We start from the raw sequence: 25,926 nt of genomic DNA on the forward strand, positions 1-25,926 counted from the left end.
CAACCGTCAGTGCCGTGCGGAGTGTTCGAGCCGCTGGTCGGCCGGCAGCTTCTTCCACTCCGCGTCCAGCTCCCGTTCGGCCGCGGTCGGGAACAGCCCGGCCGGCGCGAAGACGCGGGACGGCTGGGCCGGATCCTCGTATTCGACGTTGGCGGTGCCGGCGGAGGCATTGCGGAACGCCTTGGCAGTGGCGATCAACGCCGTGATGATGACGATGATGCTCAGCACCACGAAGATGACCGAGAGCCAGCCCTGGATCATCGTGTTGCGGACCACGGCTTCCATGGCAGCCTGGGTCTTGGCCGTGCCGAAGGAGGTCTTACCGTCGGCCAGGGCCTTGGCGAACGCCGCGTTGTTGGCGAAGTACCCGACGGCCGGGACCGGCGAGAAGATCTTGTAGAAGCTCGCGGTGATCGTGACGACGGCCGCGAACGCGAGCGGCAGGGCCACGATCCACAGGTACTTGAAGGTGCCGCGCTTGGCTACGATCGCGAGAACCACGGACAGTGCAATGGCAGCCAGCAACTGGTTGGCGATACCGAAGAGCGGGAACAGCGTGTTGATGCCGCCCAGCGGGTCGGTGACGCCCATCAGCAGCACCAGGCCCCACGCGGCAACCATCACCGCGGTGGCGAGCCAGGCTCCCGGCCGCCAGGAGTGATCCTTGAACTTCGGAACGAAGTTACCGATCGAGTCCTGCAGCATGAAGCGCGCGACGCGGGTACCGGCGTCGACCGCGGTCAGGATGAAGAGCGCCTCGAACATGATCGCGAAGTGGTACCAGAAGGCCATCATGGCGGTACCGCCAATGAACTGCTGCATGATGTGCGCCAGGCCCACAGCGAGCGTGGGCGCGCCGCCGGAACGGGAGATGATGCTCTGTTCGCCTACGTCCTTGGCGGTCTGGGCGAGGACATCGGGCGTGATGTTAACTCCGGCCAAGCCCAGGCTGTTGACCCACTGCGCGGCCGTCTCAACCGTGCCGCCGGTCAACGCGGTGGGGGCATTCATGGCGAAGTAGATGCCTCGGTCAATCGAGATCGCAGCTACCAGCGCCATGATGGCGACAAAGGATTCCATCAGCATGCCGCCGTAGCCGATCAGGCGGGTCTGGCGTTCCTTTTCGATCAACTTCGGCGTCGTGCCCGAGGAGATCAGGGCGTGGAAGCCGGAGAGCGCGCCGCACGCGATGGTCACGAACAGGAACGGGAACACGGCGCCGGAGAAGACGGGGCCGTTGTCACGGGAGGCGAACTCGCTGAAGGCCGGGACCGTGATTTCGGGCCGAACCACGATGATGGCCAGGGCCAGCATCACGATTACGCCGATCTTCATGAAGGTGGAGAGGTAGTCGCGCGGGGCGAGGAGCAGCCACACGGGCAGGATCGCGGCGATGAAGCCGTAAATGATCAGGCCCCAGGCGATGGTGACCTTATCCAGGTGGAAGAACGCGGCACCCCATTCGGTGCCGGCCACGGCGCCGCCGCCGATGATGGCGGCCATCAGCAGCACGAAGCCGATGAGCGAGACTTCCATGACCTTGCCGGGGCGCAGGTAGCGCAGGTACACGCCCATGAACAAGGCGATCGGGATGGTCATGCCAACGGAGAAGACGCCCCAGGGGCTTTCGCCGAGGGCGTTGACGACGACGAGTGCCAGGATGGCGACGATGATCACCATGATCAGCAGCGTTGCGACGAGGGCGGCGGTGCCGCCGATCACGCCGAGTTCCTCACGGGCCATCTGGCCGAGCGAGCGGCCTCCGCGGCGCATGGAGAAGAAGAGGACCAGGTAGTCCTGGACGGCGCCGGCAAGGACGACGCCGATGATGATCCAGATGGTGCCGGGCAGGTAGCCCATCTGGGCTGCGATAACCGGGCCGACGAGCGGGCCGGCGCCGGCGATGGCGGCGAAGTGGTGGCCGAACAGCACGTTGCGGTCGGTGCGGACATAGTCCTTGCCGTCAGCCTTGTACTCGGCCGGGGTGGCGCGGCGGTCGTTCGGCTTGGTGATGTACCGCTCAATGACCTTGGAATAGAAGCGGTAGCCGATCAGGTACGTACAGACCGAGGCGAACACGAACCAGATCGCGTTGACCGTCTCGCCCCGGACGATCGCGAGCATGAACCAGGCGACGCCGCCCAGCAGTGCGATCGCCACCCAGAGCGCGATTTTCGCCGGTGTCCACTTGCGCTCTTCCGCTTCGCGGACGGAATCATCGACGGCCGTGGCCGGAAGGCCCGGCACCGGCGTGATGCCATCGTCGACTCGTGCGGTGTTTGGCCCGCCATCTGGCATTGTGCCCATGTCTCCTCCTTGAGAAACCCCATCTGACAGATCAGCAGTCAGATCTGCCCCAAGGCACCCTATCAATGCAGCATCAGCTTGGACATGACCCCGGGGCCGCAGGGCCCTGCGGCTCGGCAAGCGGTGCAGAGTCCGCGGTGAACGGCGTCACACCGGGGGTGCCGGCGGGCTGGCGGGCCCGGGCGGTCAGGCCGTGGATGCGGTCAGGCCGGGCCGGTCAGGCCGGGGATGCGGTCAGGCCGGGCCGGTCAGTTGCAGAAGGCGGGCCTCGCAGAGGTCCAGCCAGCGGACCTCTGCCTCGGTCTGAAAGATCAGCGAGTCAAGGACCAGCAGCCTGGCCGTGTCCGCGGGCCTCGGGTGCACCACGGCCTCGCGGCGGGACTTGGTGTACTCCTGAAGCGCCCGGATGGAGACGGCGCGCTGGGCCTGGATGAGTGCGCCGACATCGACGGCAGGCAGCGTCAGGGCGAGGGCAAGTTTGATAGCCAGTTCGTTGCGCGGCGGATTGGCGCGGCCCACGGGAGCGTGGAACCAGCCCTGCACCTCCGCGAGGCCGGCCGTCGTAATGCTGTAGACAATGTGGCCGTCGCCGTCGGCGCCGTCCTTTTGCACGAGGCCGTCGCGTTCGAGGCGGTCGAGGGTGGTGTAGACCTGCCCGATGTTGAGGGGCCAGGACGATCCGGTGCGATCCTCGAATTCAGTCCTGAGCTGGTACCCGTAGCGCGGCCGGTCCTGCAGCAGCGCAAGAAGGCTGTGGCGGATAGACATGGTGCTCCCGACGGTAGCAGGACGACGGCATACACGCGCCCCAAGACGCGTGTATACCGCGTATGGAATCACACTATCGTCGTTTACCCCGGACAAGCGCCATGCATATGCCGATTCGTGCATGTCGTCCGTCACATGGGGTTACATGACGAGCAGGACCTTGCCCACGTGTTCGCCGGAGTCGAAGTAGCGGTGGGCTGCCTGGACCTGGTCGATGGGGAAGGTCTTCGCCACGAGCGGCCGAACCCGGCCGTCGGCGAGCAGCGGCCACACGGCGTCGCGGACGGCGTTCATGATGACGGTCTTTTCCTCCACGGGGCGGGGACGGAGCGAGGTGGCGATGATGGCCGCCCGCTTACGGAGCAGCTGGCCGAGGTCCAGTTCGCCTTTGGTGCCGCCCTGCAGCCCGATCACAACGAGCCGGCCATAGTCGGCCAGGGCGTCGACGTTCTGTTCCAGGTACTTGGCGCCGACGACGTCGAGGATGACATCCGCACCCTTCCCGCCGTTCTGGGCGCGCAGGCTCTCCGGGAAGCGCTCCTCGGCGTAGTTGATGGCAATATCGGCGCCGAGGAAGGCTTTCGCGGTGCCGACCTTTTCGGCCGTGCCCGCGGTGGTGGCGACGTGGGCGCCCAGGGCCTTGGCCAGCTGGATGGCCATGGTGCCGATGCCGCCGGTGGCCCCGTGGATAAGCACCGTTTCCCCGGCCTGCAGCTGGGCCGTCATCACCAGGTTGGAATACACCGTGGCAGCGACTTCCGGCAGCGAAGCGGCGGTGACGAGGTCCACGCCGTCGGGGATGCGCAGGACCTGGCCGGCCGGAACGGCCACCTGCTCCGCATAGCCCCCGCCGGCCAGCAGGGCCACGACTTTGTCCCCGACGGAGAAGGGCTTGGTGACACCGGGGCCGAAGCCGGCGATCCGCCCGGAAACCTCGAGTCCGGGAATTTCGGAGGCGCCCGGCGGGGGCGGGTAGTACCCCATCCGCTGTTGGACGTCCGCCCGGTTGAGTCCGGCGGCGACGACGTCGATCAGCACCTCGCCCGGGCCGGGAACAGGCGCCGGGACCTCGCGGAGCTCCAGGACCTCCGGACCGCCGGGCTCTGAGATGTAGACAGCCTTCATGGAGAACTCCCGATTCCTTACTGATTTCGTGCGGGCAGGGCACCCCCGGCGCGCGGCGCGGGCAACGCCCTTCTCCAGAGTAAGTGGCCGCACCGGCGTCGTCTGCGAGCGCCGCCTGCTTTTTGTGGCTGCCTAAAGGCTATGAAACACTACTCTTCAAGGAAGGTTGTCCGAGCGGCCGATGGAGCTGGTCTTGAAAACCAGTGTGCGGTAACCCCGTACCAAGAGTTCGAATCTCTTACCTTCCGCGGGTGCGCAGAATCTGCGCGACATTGAGGCCGGTTGGCGCGATCGAAAGATCGCTCCAACCGGCCTCACCTGTCTTCGCTTCCGTTCGGCGGAACGCTCAAGCGGAAGCGGCTCAGATCAACCCGGGATAGCTGGACAGAATATAGTCCGCGGCCGCGGGACCCTTCATGCGCAGCGGCGTGTAGCCGGGACGGATCTTCTTCTCTTTCATGGCCGCCCAAAAGGCGTCTTCGGGCCGGGGCACTGCCCGGGACAGGAAGCACCAACTCGTGTAAACGCCGTAAAGGCAGTCCCGTCCGAGGACGGAGCCGCGTGCGGCGTCGGGGGTGGTGGCTTCTTGGAGGAACTGGTCGTACTGCGAATCTGCCATGGTGGCTCGTTTCCGCTGGATGCATATTGTGCCGCCGAGGGCTACAGCGGCAGACACTTGAACGCCATGCACGGGCGCCAAGCCGGTCCGGATGCCGCAGTGCGGCAAATTCAGGACTTATCTACACTGTAGACAGTAGGCGTAGACTTCGATGTAAGCAAGCTTGTTTACCAATTACCCAGGGACGGCTCCGTTGTGGCACCGGGCCCGCCCGACAGGATCAGAACCCATGCCCCCCGCAGCAAAGCCGTCCCCCTCCGCGACTCCCAAACCCCGCCTTAGCCGTGAGCTCGTGCTATCCGCAGCCCTGGCGCTGGTGGATGCCGAAGGACTCGACGCGCTCACCATGCGCCGGCTCGGGCAGGAACTCGGCCGGGACCCGATGAGCCTGTACCGCTACGCCGAAAACCGCGCGGCCCTCCTTGACGGCGTCTCGGAGCTGGTCCTCGACGAACTGGAAATCGTCCCGGAAGACCCGGACTGGCAGGCCCAGCTCCGGCGCATTGCGCACTGCCTGCGCGAGCTCGCGCTCAAGCATCCGAACGTCGTGCCGCTGCTCGTCACGCGCCCCTTGTCCACTCCCCTGGGCCTCCGCCCGCTGGGCACCTTGCGGCCGCTCGAACAAATTCTCGCGCTGCTGATCGACGCCGGCTTCGCCCCGACCGACGCCCTGCACGTCTACCGGGCCTACTACGGCTACCTGTACGGCCACATCCTCAACGAGCTCCAGGAGTTCATCGTGGACCCGGAGGAAAACGAGGTCCTGCTCCGCTTGGGTCTGCACCGGCTGCCCCCGAAGGAATTTCCCCGCCTCCGGGCGCTCGCACCGGTCCTCGCGGATTACGACGGAATGGCCGAACTGGACGAAGGCATCACCATCCTGTTGTCAGGCCTCGCCACCCGGCTGTCGCCTACGGCCTGATCGGGGCCGGCCGGCAGAGGCACCCCGCACGGATCCTGACCAGCGCTAAGATGGCCGCATGACACCGCAGCAGCTGGCCAATCTGGTCCACCTGCGCCGGGCACGGGACCTGATTGACCGCGATTACGCCCGGCCGCTCGACGTGCCCACGATGGCCGCCGGCGCCCTCATGTCCCCCGCGCATTTTTCCCGCCAGTTCAAGGCGGCCTACGGCGAGACACCGTACAACTACCTGATGACCCGCCGGATCGAGCGTGCCATGGCGCTGTTGCGGGCCGGCGCGGGTGTCACCGACGCCTGCATGGAAGTCGGCTGTACCTCGCTGGGGTCTTTCAGTTCCCGGTTCAGGGAGATCGTCGGGATGACCCCCAGCGCCTACCGGGCCCGGGAGCACCACGCGGTGAAGGCCATGCCATCCTGCGTCGCCCGGCAGCACACCCGCCCGCCCAGGAAGCCGAGCAGGATTGAAGAAGCGCCCCAACGCCCGCCGTCGTAGCGTGTGATTCATGAACATTTCACTCCAGTACGCACAAATCACCGTCAACGACCTCGACGAGTCGCTCGCCTTCTACCGCGACGTTCTCGGCCTGGAGGTGCGCAACGACGTCGGCTCGGACGGCCACCGCTGGGTCACCCTCGGCAGCGCCGCCCAGCCCGACCTGGAAATCGTGCTTTCGCCGCCGCACGCCGGCCGCTCCCAGGACGACGGCGACGCACTCCAGCAGCTGCTCACCAAGGGAGTCCTGCCCGTGATCGTCTTCCGCACGGACGACCTGGATGCAACCTTCGAGGCCGTCCGCGCCGCCGGCGCCGAAGTTCTCCAAGAGCCCATCATCCAGCCCTGGGGGCCGCGGGACTGCGCCTTCCGCGACCCGTCCGGCAACATGGTCCGCTTCAACCAGGCCTGAGCCGACCGTCGGGCGAAGCAGGCGCCAGGGCACCCCGGCCCGAGGATCGGTGCCGGCGCCGGGTTCCCCGCAAGCCATTGAAACTGTCGGACCCGCGGAATAGTCTCTCCATGTTTGACTCTGGCCCACCCATCAGCAAGCCGCGGCCACCGGGAAACAACCGGAGCCGCGCAGAGCAGGAGATACCAATGCCGAGCCCTGACATCACTCCCGGCGCACCGTGCTGGATCGACCTCATGACCACGGATACGGACAAGGCGAAGAAATTTTACGGCGAACTCTTCGGCTGGGCCTTCGAAGCCGGAGACCAGGAGACCTACGGCGGCTACATCACCGCCTCGAGGAACGGTAAGTCCGTAGCGGGGATGATGCAGAAGACAGCCGAGCAGGCCGGGTTCCCGGATGTGTGGAGCACCTATCTGCGCGCCGACGACGCCGCCGCGACCGCGGAGGCCGTGAAGGCACACGGCGGCCAGGTCTACATGGAACCGATGGAAGTGCCGGAGCAGGGCAAGATGGCGATGTTCGCAGACGTGGGCGGCGCCTCGATCGGCGTCTGGGAGCCGCGCGAGATGAAGGGCTTCCAACTCGTGGCCGAACCGGGCGCCCCCGCCTGGCACGAACTTCACACTAAAGACTACGCCGCGGCCGTGAAGTTCTACCAGGACGTATTCGGTTGGGACACGGATGTCATGAGCGACACCCCGGATTTCCGGTACACCACGCTGGGTGCCGCGGAAACGGCAAAAGCCGGGATCATGGACGCCTCCAGATACCTCCCCGCAGGCGTGCCCGCCAACTGGCAGGTCTACTTCGCCGTCCAGGACACCGACGCCACCGCTGCCCAAGCCGCGTCACTTGGAGCCACCGTCGTCCAGGCACCCGAAGACACCCCGTTCGGCCGAATCGCCACGCTGAGCGACCCGACCGGCGCGATGTTCAAGATCGTTGCAGAGACTTCCGGGAAGGACACCGCCAACGCCTAAGCCCGCGGGCTTCATAAATCCTTTGGAAAAACTGCGATAAGAAATACCGGCCATCCGAATCCCAAGCGGCTACTGGCCGGTATTCTTTTGACTGCCCAGGCCTGGGGTTAAGCCCCGGGCCGTCAAAAGAGTCATACCAACACCGTCGCTGGGGCCACCTTGTTGGGCTTCCGCCACGGCTGCGAGGCGTTCCGCTGGGGGCCGTCGCGCCGAATGCGCATGAAATCTACCTTGCGTTCATTCACTCCTGTTTTGCTGTGCCGGAATCTGCTTGACCAGGAGCAGACCGGCCGGTCCGCGGGCCATCAACCCGGACATCGCACCCAGCCCTTACCCGGGCACCCTAATGAGAGTTAGAGCGGATGAAATTCACACCTTGGAAAACAGCGCTGGGCACAGCACTGTCAGCCGGGCTCATCGCAGCCCCGCTGACGGCCTCGCCCGCCGCCGCCCTGGAGGCCTCACCGGCAGCGGCCGGAACGTCGCCAGTCATTATTAACGAGGCCTACCTCAGCGGCGGTAGCGCCGGAGCGGCGTACAAGAACAAGTTCGTCGAGCTGTACAACACCTCGGACGCCCCGGTGGCGCTGGACGGCTGGTCCATCCAGTACCGCTCCGCCACCGGAGCCGCCTCCCCCAGCACCACGGTGCCCCTGTCCGGGACAGTCCCGGCAAAGGGGTTCTACCTGCTCAAGGGCGGCAGCAACGGGACCGTCGGGCTGGACCTGCCCGCCGCGGACGCCACCGCCACCGGCTTCAACCCGGCGGGCGCCGGCGGAACGATCATCCTGGCCAAGCAGCCCGCCGCCCTGACCACGCTGGGCACCGGTTCCGTCATTGAACCCGCGAACGTCGCCGACCTGCTCGGCTACGGCACCTCCAACACGTTCGAGACCCAGGCGGCGACGGCGCCGTCGGGCAACACGGACGTCAAGAGCATGAACCGCAGCGGCGGCACGGACAGCAACAGCAACGCCGCCGACTTCACCCTGAACGCGGCCATCACCCCCAAGGCGGCCAACGGGGAAGCCACCCCGGTCGATCCGGGGCCGGTCACGCCCCCGGTTGCCAAGAGCATCGCCGAGATCCAAGGCACCGGCGCGGCCAGCCCGCTCGCCGGATCCTCGGTCACCACCCGCGGCAAAGTCACTGCCGCCTTCCCGACCGGCGGCTTCGCGGGCTTCTACATCCAGACTCCCGGCACCGGCGGCGATCTGACCCCGGCCAACCACACGGCGTCGGACGCCATCTTCGTCTACGCGCCGTCCGCCGTCGCCGGGGTGCAGATCGGCGACTACGTCGAGGTCACCGGCGACGTTGCCGAGTACTACGGCATGACCCAGCTCAACGTCTCCGGCGCTGCGGGCGTCACGAAGCTGACCGAGGCCGCCCCCGAGGTCAAGGCCACCGGCTTCGCCCTCCCGGCCGACGAGGCCTTCCGCGAATCGCTGGAAGCCATGCTGCTGACACCGCAGGGACCGGTCACGGTCGCGGACAACTACTCGCTGAACCAGTACGGCGAAATCGGCCTGGCCGGCGGCACCACCCCGCTTGAGCAGCCCACCGCCGTCGCCCCGTACGGCTCTGCCGAATACACCGCCACCGTCGCGGCAAACGCCGCGCGCGGCATCAAGCTCGACGACGGCGCCAGCACCAACTTCCTCAAGGACGCCACGAACAAGGCGCTCCCCCTGCCGTACCTGACCACCGCGGACCACGTCCGGGTGGGCGCGCCGGTGACGTTCAAGACCAATGTGGTGCTCAGCTACGCCAACAGCTCGTGGAAGTTCCAGCCGCTGACCCAGCTGACGCCCGCCAACGCGGACACGGTCCAGCCGGCCAGCTTCGGCGCCACCCGGGCGGACACCCCGGCCGCGGTGGGCGGCAACCTCAAGCTTGCCTCGTTCAACGTGCTCAACTACTTCCCCACCACCGGCGACCAGGTCGCCGGCTGCAAGTTCTACACCGACCGGGCCGGCAACCCCATCACCGTCAGCGGCGGCTGTGACGTCCGCGGCGCGGCCAACGCCGAAAACTTCAAGCGCCAGCAGGACAAGATTGTCGCCGCCATCTCCAAGTCCGGCGCCGACGTCGTCACCCTGATGGAGGTCGAGAACTCGGCCCAGTTCGGCAAGAACCGGGACGACGCCCTGGCCAAGCTGGTTGATGCCCTGAACGTCGCCACGCCCGGCATCTGGGACTACGTCCGCACTCCGGCGAACGCACCCCCGCTGAGCGACGAGGACATGATCCGCACCGCCTTCATCTACAAGAAGGCAGCAGCAGAACCTGTCGGCGAATCGATCATCCACAACGACACGGTTGCCTTCGCCAGCGCCCGCAAGCCGATGGCCCAGGTCTTCAAGCCCGTCGGCGCCTCCGATGACAAGAAGTTCATCGCGATCGCCAACCACTTCAAGTCCAAGGGCTCGGCCGCAACGCCGGACGACACGGACAAGGGCCAGGGCAATTCCAACCTCGCCCGCACCGCCCAGGTGAAGTCCCTGCTGGCCTTCTCCGACGAACTCCAGAAGTCCAAGGGCACCAACAAGGTCTTCCTGATCGGCGACTTCAACTCCTACGCCAAGGAGGACCCGATCAACGTCCTCACGGCGGCCGGGTACGTCAACCAGGACGAAAAGGCCAAGAACGCCGACGGCAGCGCGAAGCACTCCTACCTCTTCGGCGGCCTCGTGGGCTCGCTGGACCACATCCTCGCCTCGCCGGCGGCCAACGCCGTCGTCACCGGTGCGGACATCTGGAACATCAACTCGGTGGAGTCCGTGGCGCTGGAATACAGCCGTTACAACAGCAACGTCACCGACTACTACGCCCCGAACCAGTTCCGCGCCAGCGACCACGATCCGGTGGTGGTGGGACTGGACCTGCCCGCGACCCCGGCCAGCGTTGACCTGAACTTCCTGGGCATCAACGATTTCCACGGCCGCATCGACTCCAACACCGTCCAATTCGCCGGAACCATCGAGAAGCTCCGGGCCGCCGCAGCGCCCGGCGCCACCGCCTTCCTCTCTGCCGGTGACAACATCGGCGCCTCGCTGTTCGCCTCGGCCGTGGCCAAGGACCAGCCGACCATCGACGTACTGAACGCCCTGGACCTCCGCACCTCGGCCGTGGGCAACCACGAGTTCGACGGCGGCTGGGCCGATCTGCGCGACCGCGTCATCGCCGGCGGCAACAACGCCAAGTTCCCGTACCTCGGCGCCAACGTCTACAAGAAGGGCACCACCGAGCCGGTTCTGCCCGAATACACCGTGCTGGACATGAACGGCATCAAGGTCGCTGTGATCGGCACCGTCACGCAGGAAGTGCCCTCGCTGGTCACTCCGGCGGGGATCGCGGACCTCGAATTCGGCGATCCCGTCGATGCCATCAACCGGGTCGCCGCCAAGATCAAGGCGGACAAGCTCGCCGATCTGATCATCGTCGAGAACCACGACGGCGCCGGTTCCGGAGCTCCCGAAGGCGCCACCCTGGATCAGGAAGTCGCCGCCGGCGGCCCCTTCGCCAAGATGGTCCAGAAAGTCACCCCGGATGTTGCCGCGATCTTCAACGGCCACACCCACAAGCAGTACGCCTGGGACGCACCCGTACTGGATGCTGCCGGACAGCCCACGGGCAAGACCCGGCCGATCGTCCAGACCGGCAACTACGGCGAGTTCATCGGACAGATCCAGCTCACCGTCGACACCAAGACCATGTCCGTCACCGGCTACAAGGCGGCCAACGTCAAGCGCACCACGGATCCGGCGGCCGACCTGGTCGCCGCGTATCCGCGGGTAGCTGCGGTCAAGGCCATCGTTGACAAGGCGGTCGCCGACGCGGCCGTCATCGGCAACCAGCCGGTCGGCAAGGTCACCGCAGACATCACGACGGCGTTCGGCGGCTCCCCCGCCGTGCGCGATGACCGCGGCAGCGAGTCCACCCTGGGCAACCTCGTGGCGGACTCCCTCGTCGACGCCCTCAAGGCGCCCGAACTGGGCGCCGCGGAGATCGGCGTCGTCAACCCGGGCGGCCTGCGCAACGAGCTGTACTTCGCTCCGGACGGCACCATCACCTACGCCGAGGCCAATGCGGTCCTGCCGTTCGTGAACAACCTCTGGACCACCACCCTTACGGGCGCGCAGTTCAAGACACTGCTGGAGCAGCAGTGGCAGACCAACCCGGACGGCACGGTCCCCAGCCGCGCCTACCAGCAGCTTGGCCTGTCCCAGAACGTCAACTACACCTACGACGCCGCCCGCGCCGCGGGTGACCGGATCACCGCGATCCGGGTCAATGGTGCGCTGATCGACCCGGCCAAGTCGTACCGGATCGGCACGTTCAGCTTCCTGGCCACCGGTGGCGACAATTTCCGGATCTTCAAGTCCGGCACCGGCACCAAGGACTCCGGGCTCGTGGACCGCGACGCGTGGATCAAGTACCTGCAGACGCACAACCCGGTCTCGCCGGACTTCGCGCGCCGTTCCGTGGCCGTGGTGAACACCACCGCAGCGGAGGTCAAGAGCGGGGATTCCATCACGCTGGCGGTCTCCAAGCTGGACCTCACCTCGCTGGGCAGCCCGGCCAACACCGCGCTCCGGGCCGAGTTCACCGATGCCGCCGGCAAGGTGACCTCACTCGGCAGCATCCCTGTGACCGCCGGTGCGGCCACGGTGGACGTCAAGGTGCCGGCCGGCGCCGCTGCAGGGACGGGAACCCTGTCGCTCACCGCGGTCGAATCCGGCACGGTGGTGAAGGCCGATGTGTTGGTTGCGGCCAGCGTCCCGGTCCCGCCGAAGTGCACTCCGCCGCTCCCGCCGACCAAGTGGTATGACTTTGCCGGGTGGATCAAGTACACGATCGCCTGGGTCAAGTACCGGCAGTGCCTGCGGGGCTAACTGCCTAGCCTGGCACGAATGAGCATGCCCCTCCCGCGGCCGGAGCGGTGGACATTTCATGCAAGTGTCCACCGTCTGGCCCCGGAAGGGAACATGCTCATTTTTTTGGTCCCGCAAGCGCCCGGCGTCACAAAGCCCGGGCGGGACTGCTGTGACAGGTGTTGCCCATGATGCGGCTGATATCATATCCGGCATGCGTAGAGGGAGATTTAACCGGGCTGTCGGCATATTTATTGCCCTGACGGCCAGCGGCGCGGCCGCCCTCCTCTGGTTCGCCGTCGCCGCCGGCGGACCGGCGCTGAGCGAATCCCCCTCCCAGGGCCTCTTCTTCGGCTTCTGGAGCATCCTCTACAACACCGATGCACCGGCCCCCCGCGTACTCTTGGCAGCCATCGCACTAGCGCTGCTCCTGGCCGCCGGTGTCGCCGCCGTGGACCGGCGGATCGCAAACCGCTCGCGCCGCTCCGCGGACCCGCTCACCGGCCCGCTCGCGCCGCGCGTGGTGATGGCAGCGACGCGCGGCGAGTTTGCCGGCCCGGTCAGGGTCACCGTGCTCATCCCGGCGCACAACGAGGAAGCCTCGCTGCCGCTGACCATTGCCTCCCTGCTGGCCCAGTCCCGGCGCCCGGACCGCGTCATCGTCGTGGCAGACAACTGCAGCGACGACACCGTCCCACTGGCCCGGGAGGCCGGCGTCGAAGTGATCGAATCCGTCAACAACACGCAGAAGAAGGCCGGCGCCCTGAACCAGGTGCTGAAGCAGCTGCTGCCCGGCCTCGGCGACAACGACGTCGTGATGGTCATGGACGCCGACACCCGGCTCGACGACGGGTTCCTCGGCGCCGCGGTGGACCGCTTCACCTACGACCGGGCGCTGATGGCCGTCGGCGGACTGTTCTACGGCGAGGAGGGGCACGGCCTGATCGGCCAGTTCCAGCGCAACGAGTACCTGCGCTACAGCCGCGAGATCGGGCGCCGGCGCGGCCGGGTCTTCGTGCTGACGGGAACCGCCTCGATGTTCCGCGCGCGGGGCCTGCGCACCGTGGCCGCCAGCCGCGGATCCTCGATCCCCGGCACCCCCGGGGACGTCTATGACACCGCCGCGCTGACCGAGGACAACGAACTCACCATCGCCCTGAAGTCCCTCGGCGGGCTCATGATCTCGCCCGAACAGTGCACGGTCGTGACCGAGCTGATGCCCAGTTGGGCCACCCTCTGGGCGCAGCGGCTCCGCTGGCAGCGCGGAGCGCTGGAGAACATCGGCGCGTACGGCATCACGCCGCAGACCCTGCGCTACTGGGCCCAGCAACTCGGCATCGGCTACGGCGTGATCGCGCTGGGCTCCTACCTGCTGCTGATCTTCCTCATGGTCTTCTCACTGGACACCTGGATCTGGTTCCCGTTCTGGCTGGGACTCGGCGCCCTGTTCATGGTCGAACGCGTCGCCACGGTCTGGAAGGGCGGCTGGCGGGCCCGGTTCCTGGCCGTCACGCTGTTCCCGGAGTTGTTCTTCGACATGTTCCTCAACGTCGTCTACCTGAAGGGCGTGGCGGACATCTCGCTGGGCCGGACGGCCAGCTGGAAACACGTCCCGCACGCCCGGCCGCTCGAGACCACGCCGGCGGAACGCGCATGAGCATCCCGGCCGCCGTCGTCGTCCCCGCGGGACTCCTGTTCCCCGAGTCCCTGCTGCATTCGCAGTGGTTCGCCGTTCTCGCCACCTTCGTGGCGATCAACACCGTCATGTACGCCGCCCTGGCGCTGGCGAAGATCCTGCCCAAGGTCCACCCCTCCGACTGGGTACGGACCCGGAACGAACGCTCCGAAACCCGCAGCATCCACCCCGACGCCGGGAACTAGGGCGCTACCGGCCGAGGATGCCCCGGGCGATCTCATCGGCGTCGCGCAGCGTGCGCTGGCCGCTGCGGTAGTGGGGGCCGTGCTGCTGCCGCGCTTCGGCCGCGATGGCCGTCCCCCACTGCGCGGCGGAGAGCTGCAGGCCCAGCACGTAGAGCCCTTCCGTGACCGAGCCGTTCGCACCGACGGGCCGGTAAGGGTGCGGGACGACTTCCAGCCCGGAACTCTGAACCGGCATTCCCTCCACACTCATCATCAGGCGCGGGCGGACCAGGCCGTCCGCGAGCAGCTGCTCCAGCAGCGGCGACGCATTGATGGCGACCCGGTTGGCCGGGGCCAAGGCTTCAATCAGCACCGCGGCCTGGACGTTGTCCCCGCCTTCCGCGCCGTCGCCGGCGAGGCCGGCCACCCACGGCGAGGCGGCCGTGAACACTTTGGCCTTGCGGTCGACGCCGAACTTGGGGTCGGGGCCGACAAAGCTGACCACCCCGGCGCGCGCCAGGGCTGCGAGCTGCTCGGCGCGTAACGCCGGCGGGCCGCTCGCGAGTCCTTCCACGAAGGACTCGAACCAGCCGCGCAGCCCGGCCACCCACGACTCGTCGGTGATGCCACCGTCGGCCACGGCCGTCTTCAGCACTGCCCGGCCGTGATGCAGTGCGCCAATCGCCATCTTGACCGGGTCATCCTCGCCGAGCGCGGAACGCCTCGCGTCATCGAGCAGATAGTCGACGACGGCGGCGTCCAGTTCCGACCGGGATGCGAAGCTCCTGCCGGCGAGCGGCGCGGCGAGGCCCAGCAGGTCCAGCCGGTGGGCCTCCCGGACGTGCGCCTCGATCACTTCCCCGGCGGCCTCTTCCCACTTCACGGTGGAGTGGGCATGCGGCTGCAGGGCCTCCTCGAGGGTGGCCAGGAAGCCCGCGGGGTCGGCATCGAAGGCGTCGGGCTGGGTGCGCGCGAGGGTCGAGTAGTAGGCCCACACGACATCCCGGTGCAGCAGCGGCCAGAGGTCGTGGTCGAACGCGGGCAGGATTCCGGCGGCGGCGAATTTCGAAAGCGCGTCCTCGGTGCAGTACCGCAGCGACACCGCCGCCGGGTAGTAGCCCGCCAGGGTCGCCTTCGCCCGGTACGGGGTGCCGCGGCGCGAGGCGGCGATGATGGACGGTTCCCGGCCGGAGGGCAGGTACGTCAGCCCTGGCCCGTCGGGCGCGGGCAGGAATTTGCCGCCACGGCCCTCGGTCAGCTGGCCCATCACGTCGAAGAAATTCAGGCCCATGCCGCGCACCAGCACCGGCTGGACGGCGGGGATCACGGACCAGTCGACGTCCGCCGGGGCCGCCGGCGGCAGGTACTTCAGTCCCAGCTCATCCGCGGCCGCCTGGAGTTCGCGCTGCTCCGGGTTTAGCCGGGACTCCAGGTGTCCGAGTGCCAGCACCACGGAGCCGACGGTGAGCTGGGAACCGTCGGCGAGCGCGACGTCGAACCCGGCGTTCGAGGAGCCGGCGTTGAAGGAGCCGGTCTTCGATGAGCCGGCGGCCGGCCGGACCGACGTCGCGGTGGTCTGGTGGAATTCCACGGTGACCCCGGCGGGCAGCTTCGCGAGCAAGTCCTCGAGCGTGGACCGCAGGTAGCGGCCATACAGCGCACGGCTGGGGAAATCGGCGGACCCCAGGCCGGACAGTTCGGTGCGTTCCTCGGCTGAGAACGCCGGGTCCGGATCCTTCCGCTGCTGTTCCCGCCACTGGTCAAAGGTGCCCCCGGCCAGCGGCTTCGCCAGCTCCGGGTCCTCGGGGACCACGGTGGGATAAAAGGACTGCGTGTTCATCAGGTAGAGCCGGGACTGCCCGGGCTGCCAGACGTGGCCCGGGCCCGCCGGGTAGGGGTCGATTACGTCGATGTGCAGGCCGGCGTCGGGCGTTGAAGGCGCCCAGTTGGCGAGCAGCCGCTCCAGCACGCTGGTGCCCCGGGGACCGGCGCCAATCAGTGCCGTCCGGATGCTCTGCGATTTACCCACGGCATCCAGCGTATCCGCATCCGGGCCGCCGTCTTGACTTGCCTGCCCTGCGTCCGTGTTGCTTGGATGGGCCCATGACCACCTCTTCAGCTGAGTACCCCACCGCGTCCGGCCAGACCTCCGGAGCGATTTCCGGCACGGCCCCGGAACCCGTCGACGAGAACATCTGGCTGGAGGAAATCTACGGCGAGGAACAACTGGCTTGGGTCCGGGAACAAAATGCCCGCACCGAGGAACTGCTGGAGGACGCAGAATACGGCGAGCTCGAGGGCCGGATCCTGGAGGTCCTGGACTCCACCGACCGGATCGCCATGGTGGGCAAGCACGGCCAGTGGTACTACAACTTCTGGAAGGATCGCGAGAACCCCAAGGGCCTGTGGCGCCGCACGGACTGGGAGAGCTACCGGGCGGGCTCCCCGGCCTGGGAGGTCCTGCTCGACGTCGACGCCCTGGCAGCGGCCGAAGAGCAGGAATGGGTCTTCCACGGCGCCAGTTTCCTGCGCCCGGCGGCCGGGCAGCCGCACCGGCTGGCCCTGCTGGCGCTCTCCCCCGACGGCGGCGACGCCAACCGCTACCGCGAGTTCGACGTCGAGACCCGTAGCTTTGTCGACCCGGCCGAGGGCGGCTTTGACCTCCCCACCGCCAAGGGCAACGCCTCCTGGCTGGACGCGGACACGCTGCTGGTCGCCAGCACCGCCGAGGGACTGCCGCGGACCAGCTCCTCCTACGCCAGGACCGGCGTGGTGCTGCGGCGCGGCGAGTCCCTGGCTTCGGCCGAACGGCTCTTCGAAATCCCGGAGGACCACATGATGGCACTCCTAGCGCACGACTCCACCCCCGGCTTCGAGCGGACCTTCGCTGTGGACTGGATCAGCTTCTTCGAAAAGCGCACCTCCGTGCTGCGCGACGGCGACTGGGTGGACATCGACGTGCCCGCCGACGTGAACCTGAGCTCGCACCGGGAATGGCTGCTCTTCCGCCCGCAGGGCGAATGGGACGTGGACGGAACGAGCTACCCGGCCGGGTCCCTGCTGGCGGCGAACTTCGAGGACTTCCTGGCCGGCAGCCGGGAACTGTCCGTGCTGTTCACCCCGGATGAGCACACCTCCCTGCAGTCCTGGAGCTGGACCCGGGACTTCCTGCTCCTGAACCTGCTCCGCGACGTCTCCTCCGAAATCCGGGTGCTCGATCCGCAGCGGCCCGGCACGGACGTCGCGTGGGCCTCGAGCGTGCTTGATGCCTGCCCGCCGCTGCACGACGTCAACGCCTTCAGCGTCGACGACGAGGACGATGCCGGCGACGGCGACAGCGACAGCGCCGCCGGGAACGACTTCTGGCTGGTCGCCACCGGGTTCGCGACGCCGAGCACGCTGACCCGGGGCACCCTCACGCGCGCCGGTGTGGACGGCGTCGTCAGCACCCACGAGGTGGTCCGCACCGCGCCGTCGTTCTTCGACGAGGGCGCCTACGAGGTCCAGCAGCACTTTGCCGTGTCGAAGGACGGCACCCGGGTGCCATACTTCCAGATCGCGGCCAAGGACCTGGTGCTGGATGGACAAAACCCCACCCAACTCTCCGGCTACGGCGGATTCGAGATTTCCCGCACCCCGGCCTACAGCGGAGCCGTCGGCCGGGCCTGGCTGGAACGGCGCACCGAAGAGTCCGCGGGCGCCGACGGCGCGGCACCGCACAGCCGCGGCGGGGTCTACGTGGTGGCGAACATCCGCGGCGGCGGCGAGTACGGTCCGTCGTGGCACCGGGCCGCGTTGCAGGACAAGCGGCACCGTGCCTATGAGGATTTCGCCGCCGTGGCGCAGGACCTGATTTCCCGCGGCGTGACGTCCCGGCAGCGGCTCGGCTGCGTGGGCGGCTCCAACGGCGGACTGCTGGTGGGCAACATGCTCACCCAGTACCCGGAACTGTTCGGCGCGGTCTCCTGCGGGGTGCCGCTCCTGGACATGCGCCGGTACAGCAAACTCTCCGCCGGCTACTCCTGGATTGCCGAATACGGCGACCCGGACGTGCCCGAGCAGTGGGAGTTCATCCGGACCTTCTCGCCCTACCACCTGCTCCGCGACGGGGTGGAGTACCCCGAGACCTTCATCTGGACCGCCACCTCGGATGACCGGGTGGGTCCCGTGCAGGCCCGCAAGATGGCCGCCCGGATGCAGGCGATGGGCATCCCCAACGTCTGGTTCCACGAGGCCCTGGAGGGCGGTCACGCGGGGGCCTCGGACAACCGCCAGGCCGCGGCGCTGCAGAGCCGCAGCCAGCACTTCCTCTGGCGAGCGCTGGCGGGCCGGGCAGCCTGAGCTCCGGACGCGGTGCCGGGGGCGATGCCGGGCGAGGCGCGCGGGCGCGCTGCGTGGGGATGCAACTGCGGATTTGCTGGCCACTCTGACGGCGGGCATGGGCCGTAAGGGACCCCGCGCTGCGTGGGGATGCAACTGCGGATTTGCGGGCCACTCTGACGGCGGCCATGGGCCGTAAGAGACCCCGCGCCGACCGTTTTGCACTGCATGGCCCCTTCTGCGTATCCTTGGTTGGCTAGTAATAGCAATTGGAGACGTGCCAGAGCGGCCGAATGGGCTTCACTGCTAATGAAGTGTGGGGCACAACTCCACCGGGGGTTCAAATCCCCCCGTCTCCGCGTTTGGCCCCGGTCCTGGACCGGGGCCTTTTGCGTTCCCACCCCCGACGCTCCCTCACCTCCGGCGGAAATTAACCCGACGCTCCCTCACCTCCGGCGCAGACTTACCCGACGCTCCCTCATGTCCGGCCGGAACTTGCCCGACGCTCCCTCACCTCCGGCCAGCGTTCGGATGGCAGGATAGGCGCATGTCGACCAATCACGCGTTTGACGCGATCATCGTAGGCGGCGGCCACAACGGACTTGCTGCGGCAGCGTACCTGTCCAGGGCCGGCCGGAAGGTGCTGCTGCTCGAAAAGCTCGAGCACCCAGGCGGCGCCGCGGTGTCAGCACAGGCGTTCGACGGCGTCGAGGCCCGGCTCTCGCGCTATTCCTACCTCGTCAGCCTGCTGCCGCAGCAGATCATCGACGACCTCGGCCTGCGGATCAGGCTGGAGCGGCGGCGGTACTCCTCGTACACCCCGGACCCGGCTGGTCCCGGCCGGGCCCTGCTGATCGACAACGAGGACGCGGCGTCCACCGCTGCCTCGTTCGCGGCGATCGGCGCGTCAGACGACGAGTTCCGTGCCTTCAACGAGTTTTACGCCAGCTGCGGGAAGCTCACCCGGGCGCTCTGGCCGACCATGACCTCCCCGCTGCCCAGCCGGTCGGCGGCGCGGCAGCTAGCCGTCCGGGCCGGCGCCGCCGAGGCCTGGGAAGCCATGATCGAGCGGCCGGTCGGGCATGCCATCGCCGAGGCGCTCGGCCACGATCTGGTCCGCGGCGTGGTGCTGACCGATGCGCTGATCGGCACCTTTGCCCGCGCCGACGACGCCGACCTTCAGCAGAACATCTGTTTCCTCTACCACCTGATCGGCGGCGGGACCGGCGACTGGGACGTGCCCGTCGGCGGCATGGGCGCGGTGTCCGGGGAGCTGGAACGCGCCGCCCGGGAGGCCGGCACAACGATCCTGGCGTCGGCCGAGGTTTCCTCGGTCCGCCCGGGCGGAGTTGTCAGCTACCGGCACGACGGCGTGCAGCACACCGTCTCCGCCCCGTGGGTGCTCTCCAACGTGGCCCCCGTGGTGCTGGACCGCTTGCGCAACGCTGGGCCGGCCGGTCACGGTCCAGTTGACGCCGCGCCGGATGCTACCGCCACCGCATCAAGCGACGCCGGTTCCGCGCACGCCACGCAGAATCCCAACCATCACCGCGAAGGCGCACAGGTGAAAGTGAACCTGCTGCTCAAGCGGCTGCCCCGGCTGCTCGACGACGCCGTCAGCCCGGAAGCAGCGTTCGGCGGCACCTTTCACATCAACGAGACCTGGTCCCAGCTGGATGCGGCCTACCTCAGCGCCGCGGAGGGGAACATTCCCGAGCCGCTGCCGTGCGAAATCTATTGCCACTCCTTGACCGATCCAAGCATCCTGTCCGCGGAACTGCAGGCAGCCGGGGCGCAGACGCTGACGGTGTTCGGCCTGCATGTCCCGGACCGGCTGATCACCGCGCAGAACAATGAGGCCCGCCGGGCCGAGTTGCAGGCCGCGGTGCTGCGCTCGCTCAACAGCGTGCTCGCCGAGCCCATCGAGGAGCTGCTGCTGACAGCACCGGATGGCAGGCCGTGCATCGAAACCAAGACGACCCTGGATATCGAACGCGCTGTCGGCATGCCGCGCGGCAACATCTTCCACGGCGGCCTCGACTGGCCCTTCGCGGACGATGACGCGCCCCTAGACACCCCGGCGCAGCGCTGGGGAGTCGCCACGGACGATCCGCAGCTGCTGCTCTGCGGCTCCGGTGCCCGCCGCGGCGGCGCCGTCAGCGCCATCGGCGGGCACAACGCTGCCATGGCCGTGCTGGAATCCGAGGAACCGCTCCGCGGCTGAACGCTGCCGGCGGCATGCCGGGCAGTATCGGTATTACCCGGCGGCTGAATGCTGCCGCCGGGCCTCCCTAGGCCCAACAGGCTGGGTGCCTGGCCGGCAGATGCTCATCCGGCCTGGCCGAGCACCAGCGGCAGCACGGCCCCGGCTCCTGCAAGCCGGAGGGCACGTCCGGCCACGGTGACGGTCCAGCGGCTGTCCACGAGGTCGTCCACCAGCATGACGCTTTGGCCCTGGATGCCTTCCAGCGCAGCCGCAAGCTCGGGGCCAACCACCAGACGATCCCAGACCCCGGCGAGTCGGTAGGCGCTGTTTCCGCCGCGCCCGCCCGTGGGTCCGCCGTGTGCGAGCTGCAACTGGCCCAGGTACGGGATCCGGCCGATCTCGGAGATGCCTCGGGCCAGGGAATCGACCAATGCCGGTTTGCCGCGGGACGGAACGCTGACGATCGCGGCCGGACGGCCGGCGCCGCTCCAGCCCGGGGTGCGCGCGTCCCCGTTGCCCCACTCGCGGAGGACCTGCACGCAGGCCCGTAGCATTCCGGGATCGACGGCCCGGTCCGGGGCGCCCGCAGCGAAGGTTTCCCGCAGCGCTCCGCCCCAGCCCAGGTCCGTCAGGCGCGCCAGCACCCGGCCGTTGGCCAGGCTTTCCTCCGGCTTGATCTTGCCCTTTACGTTTACTCCGAGGCGGTCCATGCCGCTGGGCCACTGAAGCCGCGGTTCCAGCACCATGCCGGCCCGGCTCAGGGTTGCGCCGGCCGCTTCGGTCGCGTCGGCGGCAATATCGGCCGGGAACCACTGCCCGGCGCAGTTGTCGCAGCGGCCGCAGGCCTTGGCGGTCTCGTCGTCGAGCACCGAGGTGATGTACTCCATCCGGCAGCCCGCGGTGTCCTGGTAGATCACCATGGAGTCCTGCTCGTCCACCCGGGCCTCGGCGATCCGGCGGTACCGTTCGGCGTCGTAGGTCCACGGCTGGCCGGTGGAGCGCCACCCTCCACCCACGCGCTCAACCGCACCATCCACGGCGAGCACCTTCAGCAGCAGTTCCAGCGGCGTCCGGCGCAGGTCCACCCGGGCCTCGAGCGCCACAGTGGACACGGCAGTGCCGGCCTCCGCGAGGGCGGTCAGGACAGCGGAGGCCTTTTCTTCCGAGGGCATCGAGGCGGTGGCGAAGTACTGCCAGATATCCCGGTCCTCGGAGCCGGGCAGGAGCAGCACATCGGCGTTGACAGCGCCACGGCCGGCACGGCCAACCTGCTGGTAGTAGGCCACCGGCGACGACGGCGCGCCAAGGTGCACCACGAAGCCGAGGTCCGGCTTGTCGAAGCCCATGCCGAGGGCGGAAGTGGCGACCAAGGCTTTGACCTGGTTGTCCTTGAGCAGCTGCTCGGCGCGTTCCCGGTCCGCGGGGTCAGTCCGTCCGGTGTAGGCGAGCACGTCGTGGCCGGCCTCGGCCAGCAGGCGGGCGGTGTCCTCCGCGGCGGACACGGTGAGGGTGTAGATGATCCCGCTGCCGGGCAGGTCCTTCAGGTGCGTGAGCAGCCAGCCCAGCCGTTCCCGGGAGTCGAGCAGGCGCAGCACGCCCAGGCGCAGGGACTCGCGGCCAAGGGCGCCGCGGATGGTCAGCACGCCCTCGCCTAGCTGTTCCTCAATGTCGTGGACCACCCTGGAGTTGGCGGTGGCGGTGGTGGCCAGGACCGGGACGGTGTCCGGCAGTTGGGTGATCAGGTCGGCGATCCGCCGGTAGTCGGGGCGGAAGTCGTGGCCCCAGTCGGAAATGCAGTGGGCCTCATCGATGACCAGCAGTCCGGTCCTGCGGACCAGCTCCGGGAGCTGGTTCTCGCGGAACGACGGGTTGGTCAGCCGTTCCGGAGAAACGAGCAGCACGTCCACTTCATCGGCCGCGAGCTGTTCACGGACGGTGTCCCAGTCGAGTTGGTTGGCCGAGTTGATGGCTACTGCGCGGACCCCGGCCCGCGCTGCGGCGGCGACTTGGTCGCGCATCAGCGCGAGCAGCGGGGACACGATCAGGGTGGGGCCGGCACCGCGGCGGCGCAGCAGCAGGGACGCAACGAAGTACACGGCCGATTTGCCCCAGCCGGTGCGCTGGACGACGAGGGCACGCCGGCCGCCGTCGACGAGGGCCTCGATAGCCTCGAACTGGCCGTCGTGGAATTGGGCTTCGGGGTTCCCCACCAGTTCGCGCAGAACCGCCTGGGCCTGCTCACGCGTCCCGGTTCCCCCGGCGGAGGGGGACTCGGGGGCGGAAAGGACTGCAGCATTCTGGTTATTGGCCATTGCTTCAGTATCCCAGTCCCCTCCGACAGCCACGAAGCGGGCAGAGTCGTATGTGGATAAGCGATATCCACATACGCGCCCAGCCCGGACGGTCCGCGGCTCCTTCCACGTAAGATAGGAGCCGTGACTAGCGACCAGACGAAGACTTTTGACCTTTCGGCTTCCTTCAAGGCCTACGACGTGCGCGGAATTGTGGGCGAATCCATCACCGCAGAAATCGTCGAAGCGGTCGGGGCTGCCTTCGTGGACGTCCTGGACCTGGCCGGGCAGACCGCCCTTGTCGGCGGCGACATGCGCCCCTCCTCGCCCGAGTTCAGCCGGGCCTTCGCCAACGGCGCGGCAACCCGCGGCGCCAACGTCCAGCTGCTGGACCTCATTTCCACCGACGAGCTCTACTACGCCTGCGGCGCCCTCAACGCGGCGGGAGCAACGTTCACCGCGAGCCACAACCCGGCCGAATACAACGGCATCAAGATGGCCAAGGCCGGCGCCGTGCCGATCTCCTCGGAAACCGGTTTGAAGGAGATCCAGGCCCTCGCCGAGGAATACCTCAACGCCGGTACCATCCCCGCGAACGGCCCCCGCGGCCTGATCAGCGTGCACGACGTACTGAAGGACTACTCCGAGTACCTGCGCAGCCTCGTTGACCTCCGCGGCTCCCGTCCGCTCAAGGTCGTGGTGGACGCCGGCAACGGCATGGCCGGCATGACCACCCCCGCCGTTCTGGGCGACACTTTGCTGCCCAAGCTGCCGTTGGAGATCATCCCGCTCTACTTCGAGCTCGATGGGTCCTTCCCCAACCACCCGGCCAACCCGCTGGAACCGGAAAACCTCCGCGACCTCCAGGCCGCCGTCGTCGAGCACGGTGCGGACATCGGCCTGGCATTCGACGGCGACGCCGACCGCTGCTTCGTGATCGACGAGAAGGGCGAGCCGGTCTCTCCGTCGGCCGTCACCGGCATGGTGGCCCGCCGTGAGATCGCGCGCGCCAAGGCCAACGGCGAGGAAACTCCGACGATCATCCACAACCTCCTGACGTCCCGGGCTGTGCCCGAACTGGTCGTCAACGACGGCGGCCGAGCCTTCCGCACCCGGGTGGGACACTCCTTCATCAAGGCCGTGATGGCGGCCGAGGGCGCGATCTTCGGCGGCGAGCACTCCGCCCACTTCTACTTCCGTGATTTCTGGAATGCGGACACCGGCATGCTGGCCGCCATGCACGTGCTGGCGGCTCTCGGTGAGCAGGACGGCCCGCTGTCCGAGCTGGGCCGCGAATATGAGCCCTACCGGTCTTCCGGCGAGATCAACTCGGAAATCGAGGACAAGGCCGCGGCGGTGGAACGTGTCCGCGCGGACTTTCACAACGAGGACGTTGAGGTGGACTACCTCGACGGCAGCACCTTCATCGCGGCAGACGGAAGCTACTGGTTCAACCTTCGCCCGTCCAACACCGAGCCGTTCCTGCGACTGAACGTCGAGGCCACGGATCAGGAAACCATGGAGCGCATCCGCGACCGGGTCCTGGCGCTGGTCCGGGGCTGATCGCCGTGACGGATTCTCCGGAGACCCAAGACGCCGTCCTGCAACCGGCTGATCCGGCCGAGGACTCCTGGCGCGGCTCGGTGCCGGACGCCAGCGCCACCGACCTCGAGAACCTGCTCGGCACCGGCGTGGGGGCAGCCCAGGAACAGCTGGAGCGCAACGGCGGCTTCCTGCCCTTCGCCCTCGTGGTGGAGAACGACGGCGAGGTCCGCCTCGTGGCGGTCACCCCGGCGGACGCGGCCGAGGACGCCGACGCAGACTTCGATGCCGACGGCATGATCAACGACCTCACCGAGCTGCTCCGGCAGCACCGGGACGAGTTCCGCGCCGCCGCGATCGTCTGCGACATCACCCTGCTGGAAGAGGATTCGGACGCGATCCACGTCGCTGCCGAGCACCAAGATGGTTCCGTCTTCGCGGCGGTGCTGCCCTACGGCGCGAACCCCGCGACGAACGAGCTGGAGTTTGGCGAACTGTCCGCCGACACCAATGAACCCACCGTCTGGGTGGACTAGACCAAGCCGGTGCCATGAAGATCAACGCCTTCGCGGACGTGAGCCTGCGCGCCATGATGGTGCTCGCAGCCGCGGCCGACGGCGAGCTGCTCACCACCCAGAGCATCGCCGACGCCGTGGGTACGCCCTACAACCACGTCAGCAAGGCGATGGCCAAGCTTCGTGAACTCGGCCTGATCGACGTCGAGCGCGGCCGCAACGGCGGGTCCCGGCTCAGCCCGGCCGGCCGCGACGCCACCGTGGGCCAACTGCTCCGCGCGCTGGACACGCGGACCGACCCGGCCGACTGCGTGGCTGCCGGAGGCGCCTGCCCGCTTATCAACGAGTGCCGGCTCCGGAGCGCCCTGGGCCGCGCGCGGGAAGCGTTTTACCGTGAGCTTGACGACATCGTCGTCGCTTCGCTGCCCACCTCGCGGCAAATGAATCCCGTTTTCGCGGCAATCGGCCTGCGCCCGGGCCTGGCAGAGCGCCTGTAGAACGCGAGTAGAGCGCCGGCACCGCGCGGCAGAACACAGATAGAGCGCCGGCATCCCGCCACCAGCCGGCGCGCACCCCGGCACGCACCCCGGCGCGCACCCCCGCCCGCACGCCCTCACGCTGCATGCCGCCCGCCCCGGCTTCATCCGATTTGCAACCATTTTCTACGACGTGTAGAACTG

General features: G+C 68.1%; 18 protein-coding genes and 2 tRNA genes. 14 read left to right on the forward strand and 6 right to left on the reverse strand.

All coding sequences use genetic code 11. From position 1 onward, the window contains the following. Positions 1–6: 6 nt before the first annotated feature. From AC1DK9_RS10325 to AC1DK9_RS10335, 3 genes are all read right to left on the reverse strand, one after another. Entirely contained in the window at positions 7–2,298 is a 2,292-nt protein-coding gene (locus AC1DK9_RS10325; RefSeq protein WP_476861575.1) for a carbon starvation CstA family protein, read from the reverse strand. A 243-nt stretch (positions 2,299–2,541) separates the two neighbouring features. After that, complete coding sequence (locus AC1DK9_RS10330) at positions 2,542–3,075, reverse strand: PadR family transcriptional regulator (RefSeq protein ID WP_476860994.1); 534 nt, start codon at positions 3,073–3,075, stop codon at positions 2,542–2,544. A gap of 141 nt (positions 3,076–3,216) precedes the next feature. Then, on the reverse strand, positions 3,217–4,200 hold the full coding sequence (locus AC1DK9_RS10335; protein ID WP_476860995.1) for an NAD(P)H-quinone oxidoreductase: 984 nt from the start codon (positions 4,198–4,200) through the stop codon (positions 3,217–3,219). 160 nt (positions 4,201–4,360) lie between these two features. Between AC1DK9_RS10335 and AC1DK9_RS10340 the strand changes: the two genes are divergently transcribed. After that, positions 4,361–4,448, forward strand: a tRNA-Ser gene (locus tag AC1DK9_RS10340). Between the two features lie 113 nt (positions 4,449–4,561). On the opposite strand, the gene AC1DK9_RS10345 is transcribed toward AC1DK9_RS10340, so the two are convergent. Next, positions 4,562–4,819, reverse strand: coding sequence for a hypothetical protein (locus AC1DK9_RS10345; protein ID WP_476860996.1), 258 nt, complete (start codon positions 4,817–4,819; stop codon positions 4,562–4,564). A 229-nt stretch (positions 4,820–5,048) separates the two neighbouring features. On the opposite strand from AC1DK9_RS10345, the gene AC1DK9_RS10350 reads away from it, so the two are divergent. The 7 genes from AC1DK9_RS10350 to AC1DK9_RS10380 all read left to right on the forward strand — a co-directional run bounded on the left by AC1DK9_RS10350 (position 5,049) and on the right by AC1DK9_RS10380 (position 14,393). Next, a complete protein-coding gene (locus AC1DK9_RS10350) occupies positions 5,049–5,741 on the forward strand; it encodes a TetR/AcrR family transcriptional regulator C-terminal domain-containing protein (RefSeq protein WP_476860997.1) in 693 nt (230 codons plus the stop codon). A gap of 58 nt (positions 5,742–5,799) precedes the next feature. After that, positions 5,800–6,237, forward strand: coding sequence for a helix-turn-helix transcriptional regulator (locus tag AC1DK9_RS10355; RefSeq protein WP_476915865.1), 438 nt, complete (start codon positions 5,800–5,802; stop codon positions 6,235–6,237). A 10-nt stretch (positions 6,238–6,247) separates the two neighbouring features. Then, positions 6,248–6,649 (forward strand): VOC family protein, encoded by a 402-nt coding sequence (locus AC1DK9_RS10360; RefSeq protein ID WP_476860999.1) that lies wholly within the window; start codon positions 6,248–6,250, stop codon positions 6,647–6,649. Between the two features lie 188 nt (positions 6,650–6,837). Then, positions 6,838–7,635 carry a VOC family protein gene (locus AC1DK9_RS10365; protein ID WP_476915866.1) on the forward strand — a complete coding sequence of 266 codons (798 nt, stop codon included), beginning with the start codon at positions 6,838–6,840 and terminating at the stop codon, positions 7,633–7,635. A 362-nt stretch (positions 7,636–7,997) separates the two neighbouring features. Next, the gene (locus AC1DK9_RS10370) at positions 7,998–12,533 is read left to right on the forward strand and encodes an ExeM/NucH family extracellular endonuclease (RefSeq protein ID WP_476915867.1); all 4,536 of its coding nucleotides are present in this window, start codon (positions 7,998–8,000) and stop codon (positions 12,531–12,533) included. Between the two features lie 193 nt (positions 12,534–12,726). Next, on the forward strand, positions 12,727–14,169 hold the full coding sequence (locus AC1DK9_RS10375; protein WP_476915868.1) for a glycosyltransferase family 2 protein: 1,443 nt from the start codon (positions 12,727–12,729) through the stop codon (positions 14,167–14,169). Beyond that, positions 14,166–14,393, forward strand: a complete 228-nt coding sequence (locus AC1DK9_RS10380; RefSeq protein WP_476915869.1) for a hypothetical protein — start codon at positions 14,166–14,168, stop codon at positions 14,391–14,393. The genes AC1DK9_RS10375 and AC1DK9_RS10380 overlap by 4 nt, the downstream gene beginning before the upstream one ends. Before the next feature lie 4 nt (positions 14,394–14,397). Here AC1DK9_RS10380 and AC1DK9_RS10385 read toward each other — a convergent pair whose 3' ends face one another. Next, positions 14,398–16,401: an FAD/NAD(P)-binding protein gene (locus AC1DK9_RS10385; RefSeq protein ID WP_476915870.1), complete on the reverse strand. Its 2,004-nt coding sequence runs from the start codon at positions 16,399–16,401 to the stop codon at positions 14,398–14,400. Positions 16,402–16,475: 74 nt separating this feature from the next. On the opposite strand from AC1DK9_RS10385, the gene AC1DK9_RS10390 reads away from it, so the two are divergent. The 3 genes from AC1DK9_RS10390 (at position 16,476) to AC1DK9_RS10400 (ending at position 20,916) form a co-directional block, all read left to right on the forward strand. Then, positions 16,476–18,713 (forward strand): prolyl oligopeptidase family serine peptidase, encoded by a 2,238-nt coding sequence (locus tag AC1DK9_RS10390; RefSeq protein WP_476915871.1) that lies wholly within the window; start codon positions 16,476–16,478, stop codon positions 18,711–18,713. Positions 18,714–18,963: 250 nt separating this feature from the next. Further along, positions 18,964–19,051, forward strand: a tRNA-Ser gene (locus AC1DK9_RS10395). A gap of 188 nt (positions 19,052–19,239) precedes the next feature. Beyond that, positions 19,240–20,916: a phytoene desaturase family protein gene (locus tag AC1DK9_RS10400; protein WP_476915872.1), complete on the forward strand. Its 1,677-nt coding sequence runs from the start codon at positions 19,240–19,242 to the stop codon at positions 20,914–20,916. A 104-nt stretch (positions 20,917–21,020) separates the two neighbouring features. On the opposite strand, the gene AC1DK9_RS10405 is transcribed toward AC1DK9_RS10400, so the two are convergent. Further along, positions 21,021–23,210, reverse strand: coding sequence for a RecQ family ATP-dependent DNA helicase (locus tag AC1DK9_RS10405; protein ID WP_476915873.1), 2,190 nt, complete (start codon positions 23,208–23,210; stop codon positions 21,021–21,023). 123 nt (positions 23,211–23,333) lie between these two features. Here AC1DK9_RS10405 and AC1DK9_RS10410 point away from each other — a divergent pair, with 123 nt between their 5' ends. The 3 genes from AC1DK9_RS10410 to AC1DK9_RS10420 are packed head-to-tail and all read left to right on the forward strand — an operon-like array spanning position 23,334 to position 25,743. Then, positions 23,334–24,752, forward strand: coding sequence for a phosphomannomutase/phosphoglucomutase (locus AC1DK9_RS10410; protein WP_476915874.1), 1,419 nt, complete (start codon positions 23,334–23,336; stop codon positions 24,750–24,752). Between the two features lie 5 nt (positions 24,753–24,757). Next, on the forward strand, positions 24,758–25,267 hold the full coding sequence (locus tag AC1DK9_RS10415; RefSeq protein ID WP_430267512.1) for a hypothetical protein: 510 nt from the start codon (positions 24,758–24,760) through the stop codon (positions 25,265–25,267). 14 nt (positions 25,268–25,281) lie between these two features. After that, complete coding sequence (locus AC1DK9_RS10420) at positions 25,282–25,743, forward strand: RrF2 family transcriptional regulator (protein WP_476861009.1); 462 nt, start codon at positions 25,282–25,284, stop codon at positions 25,741–25,743. The last annotated feature ends 183 nt before the right edge of the window (positions 25,744–25,926 follow it).

The organism is Arthrobacter sp. 01T414, from assembly GCF_056398965.1.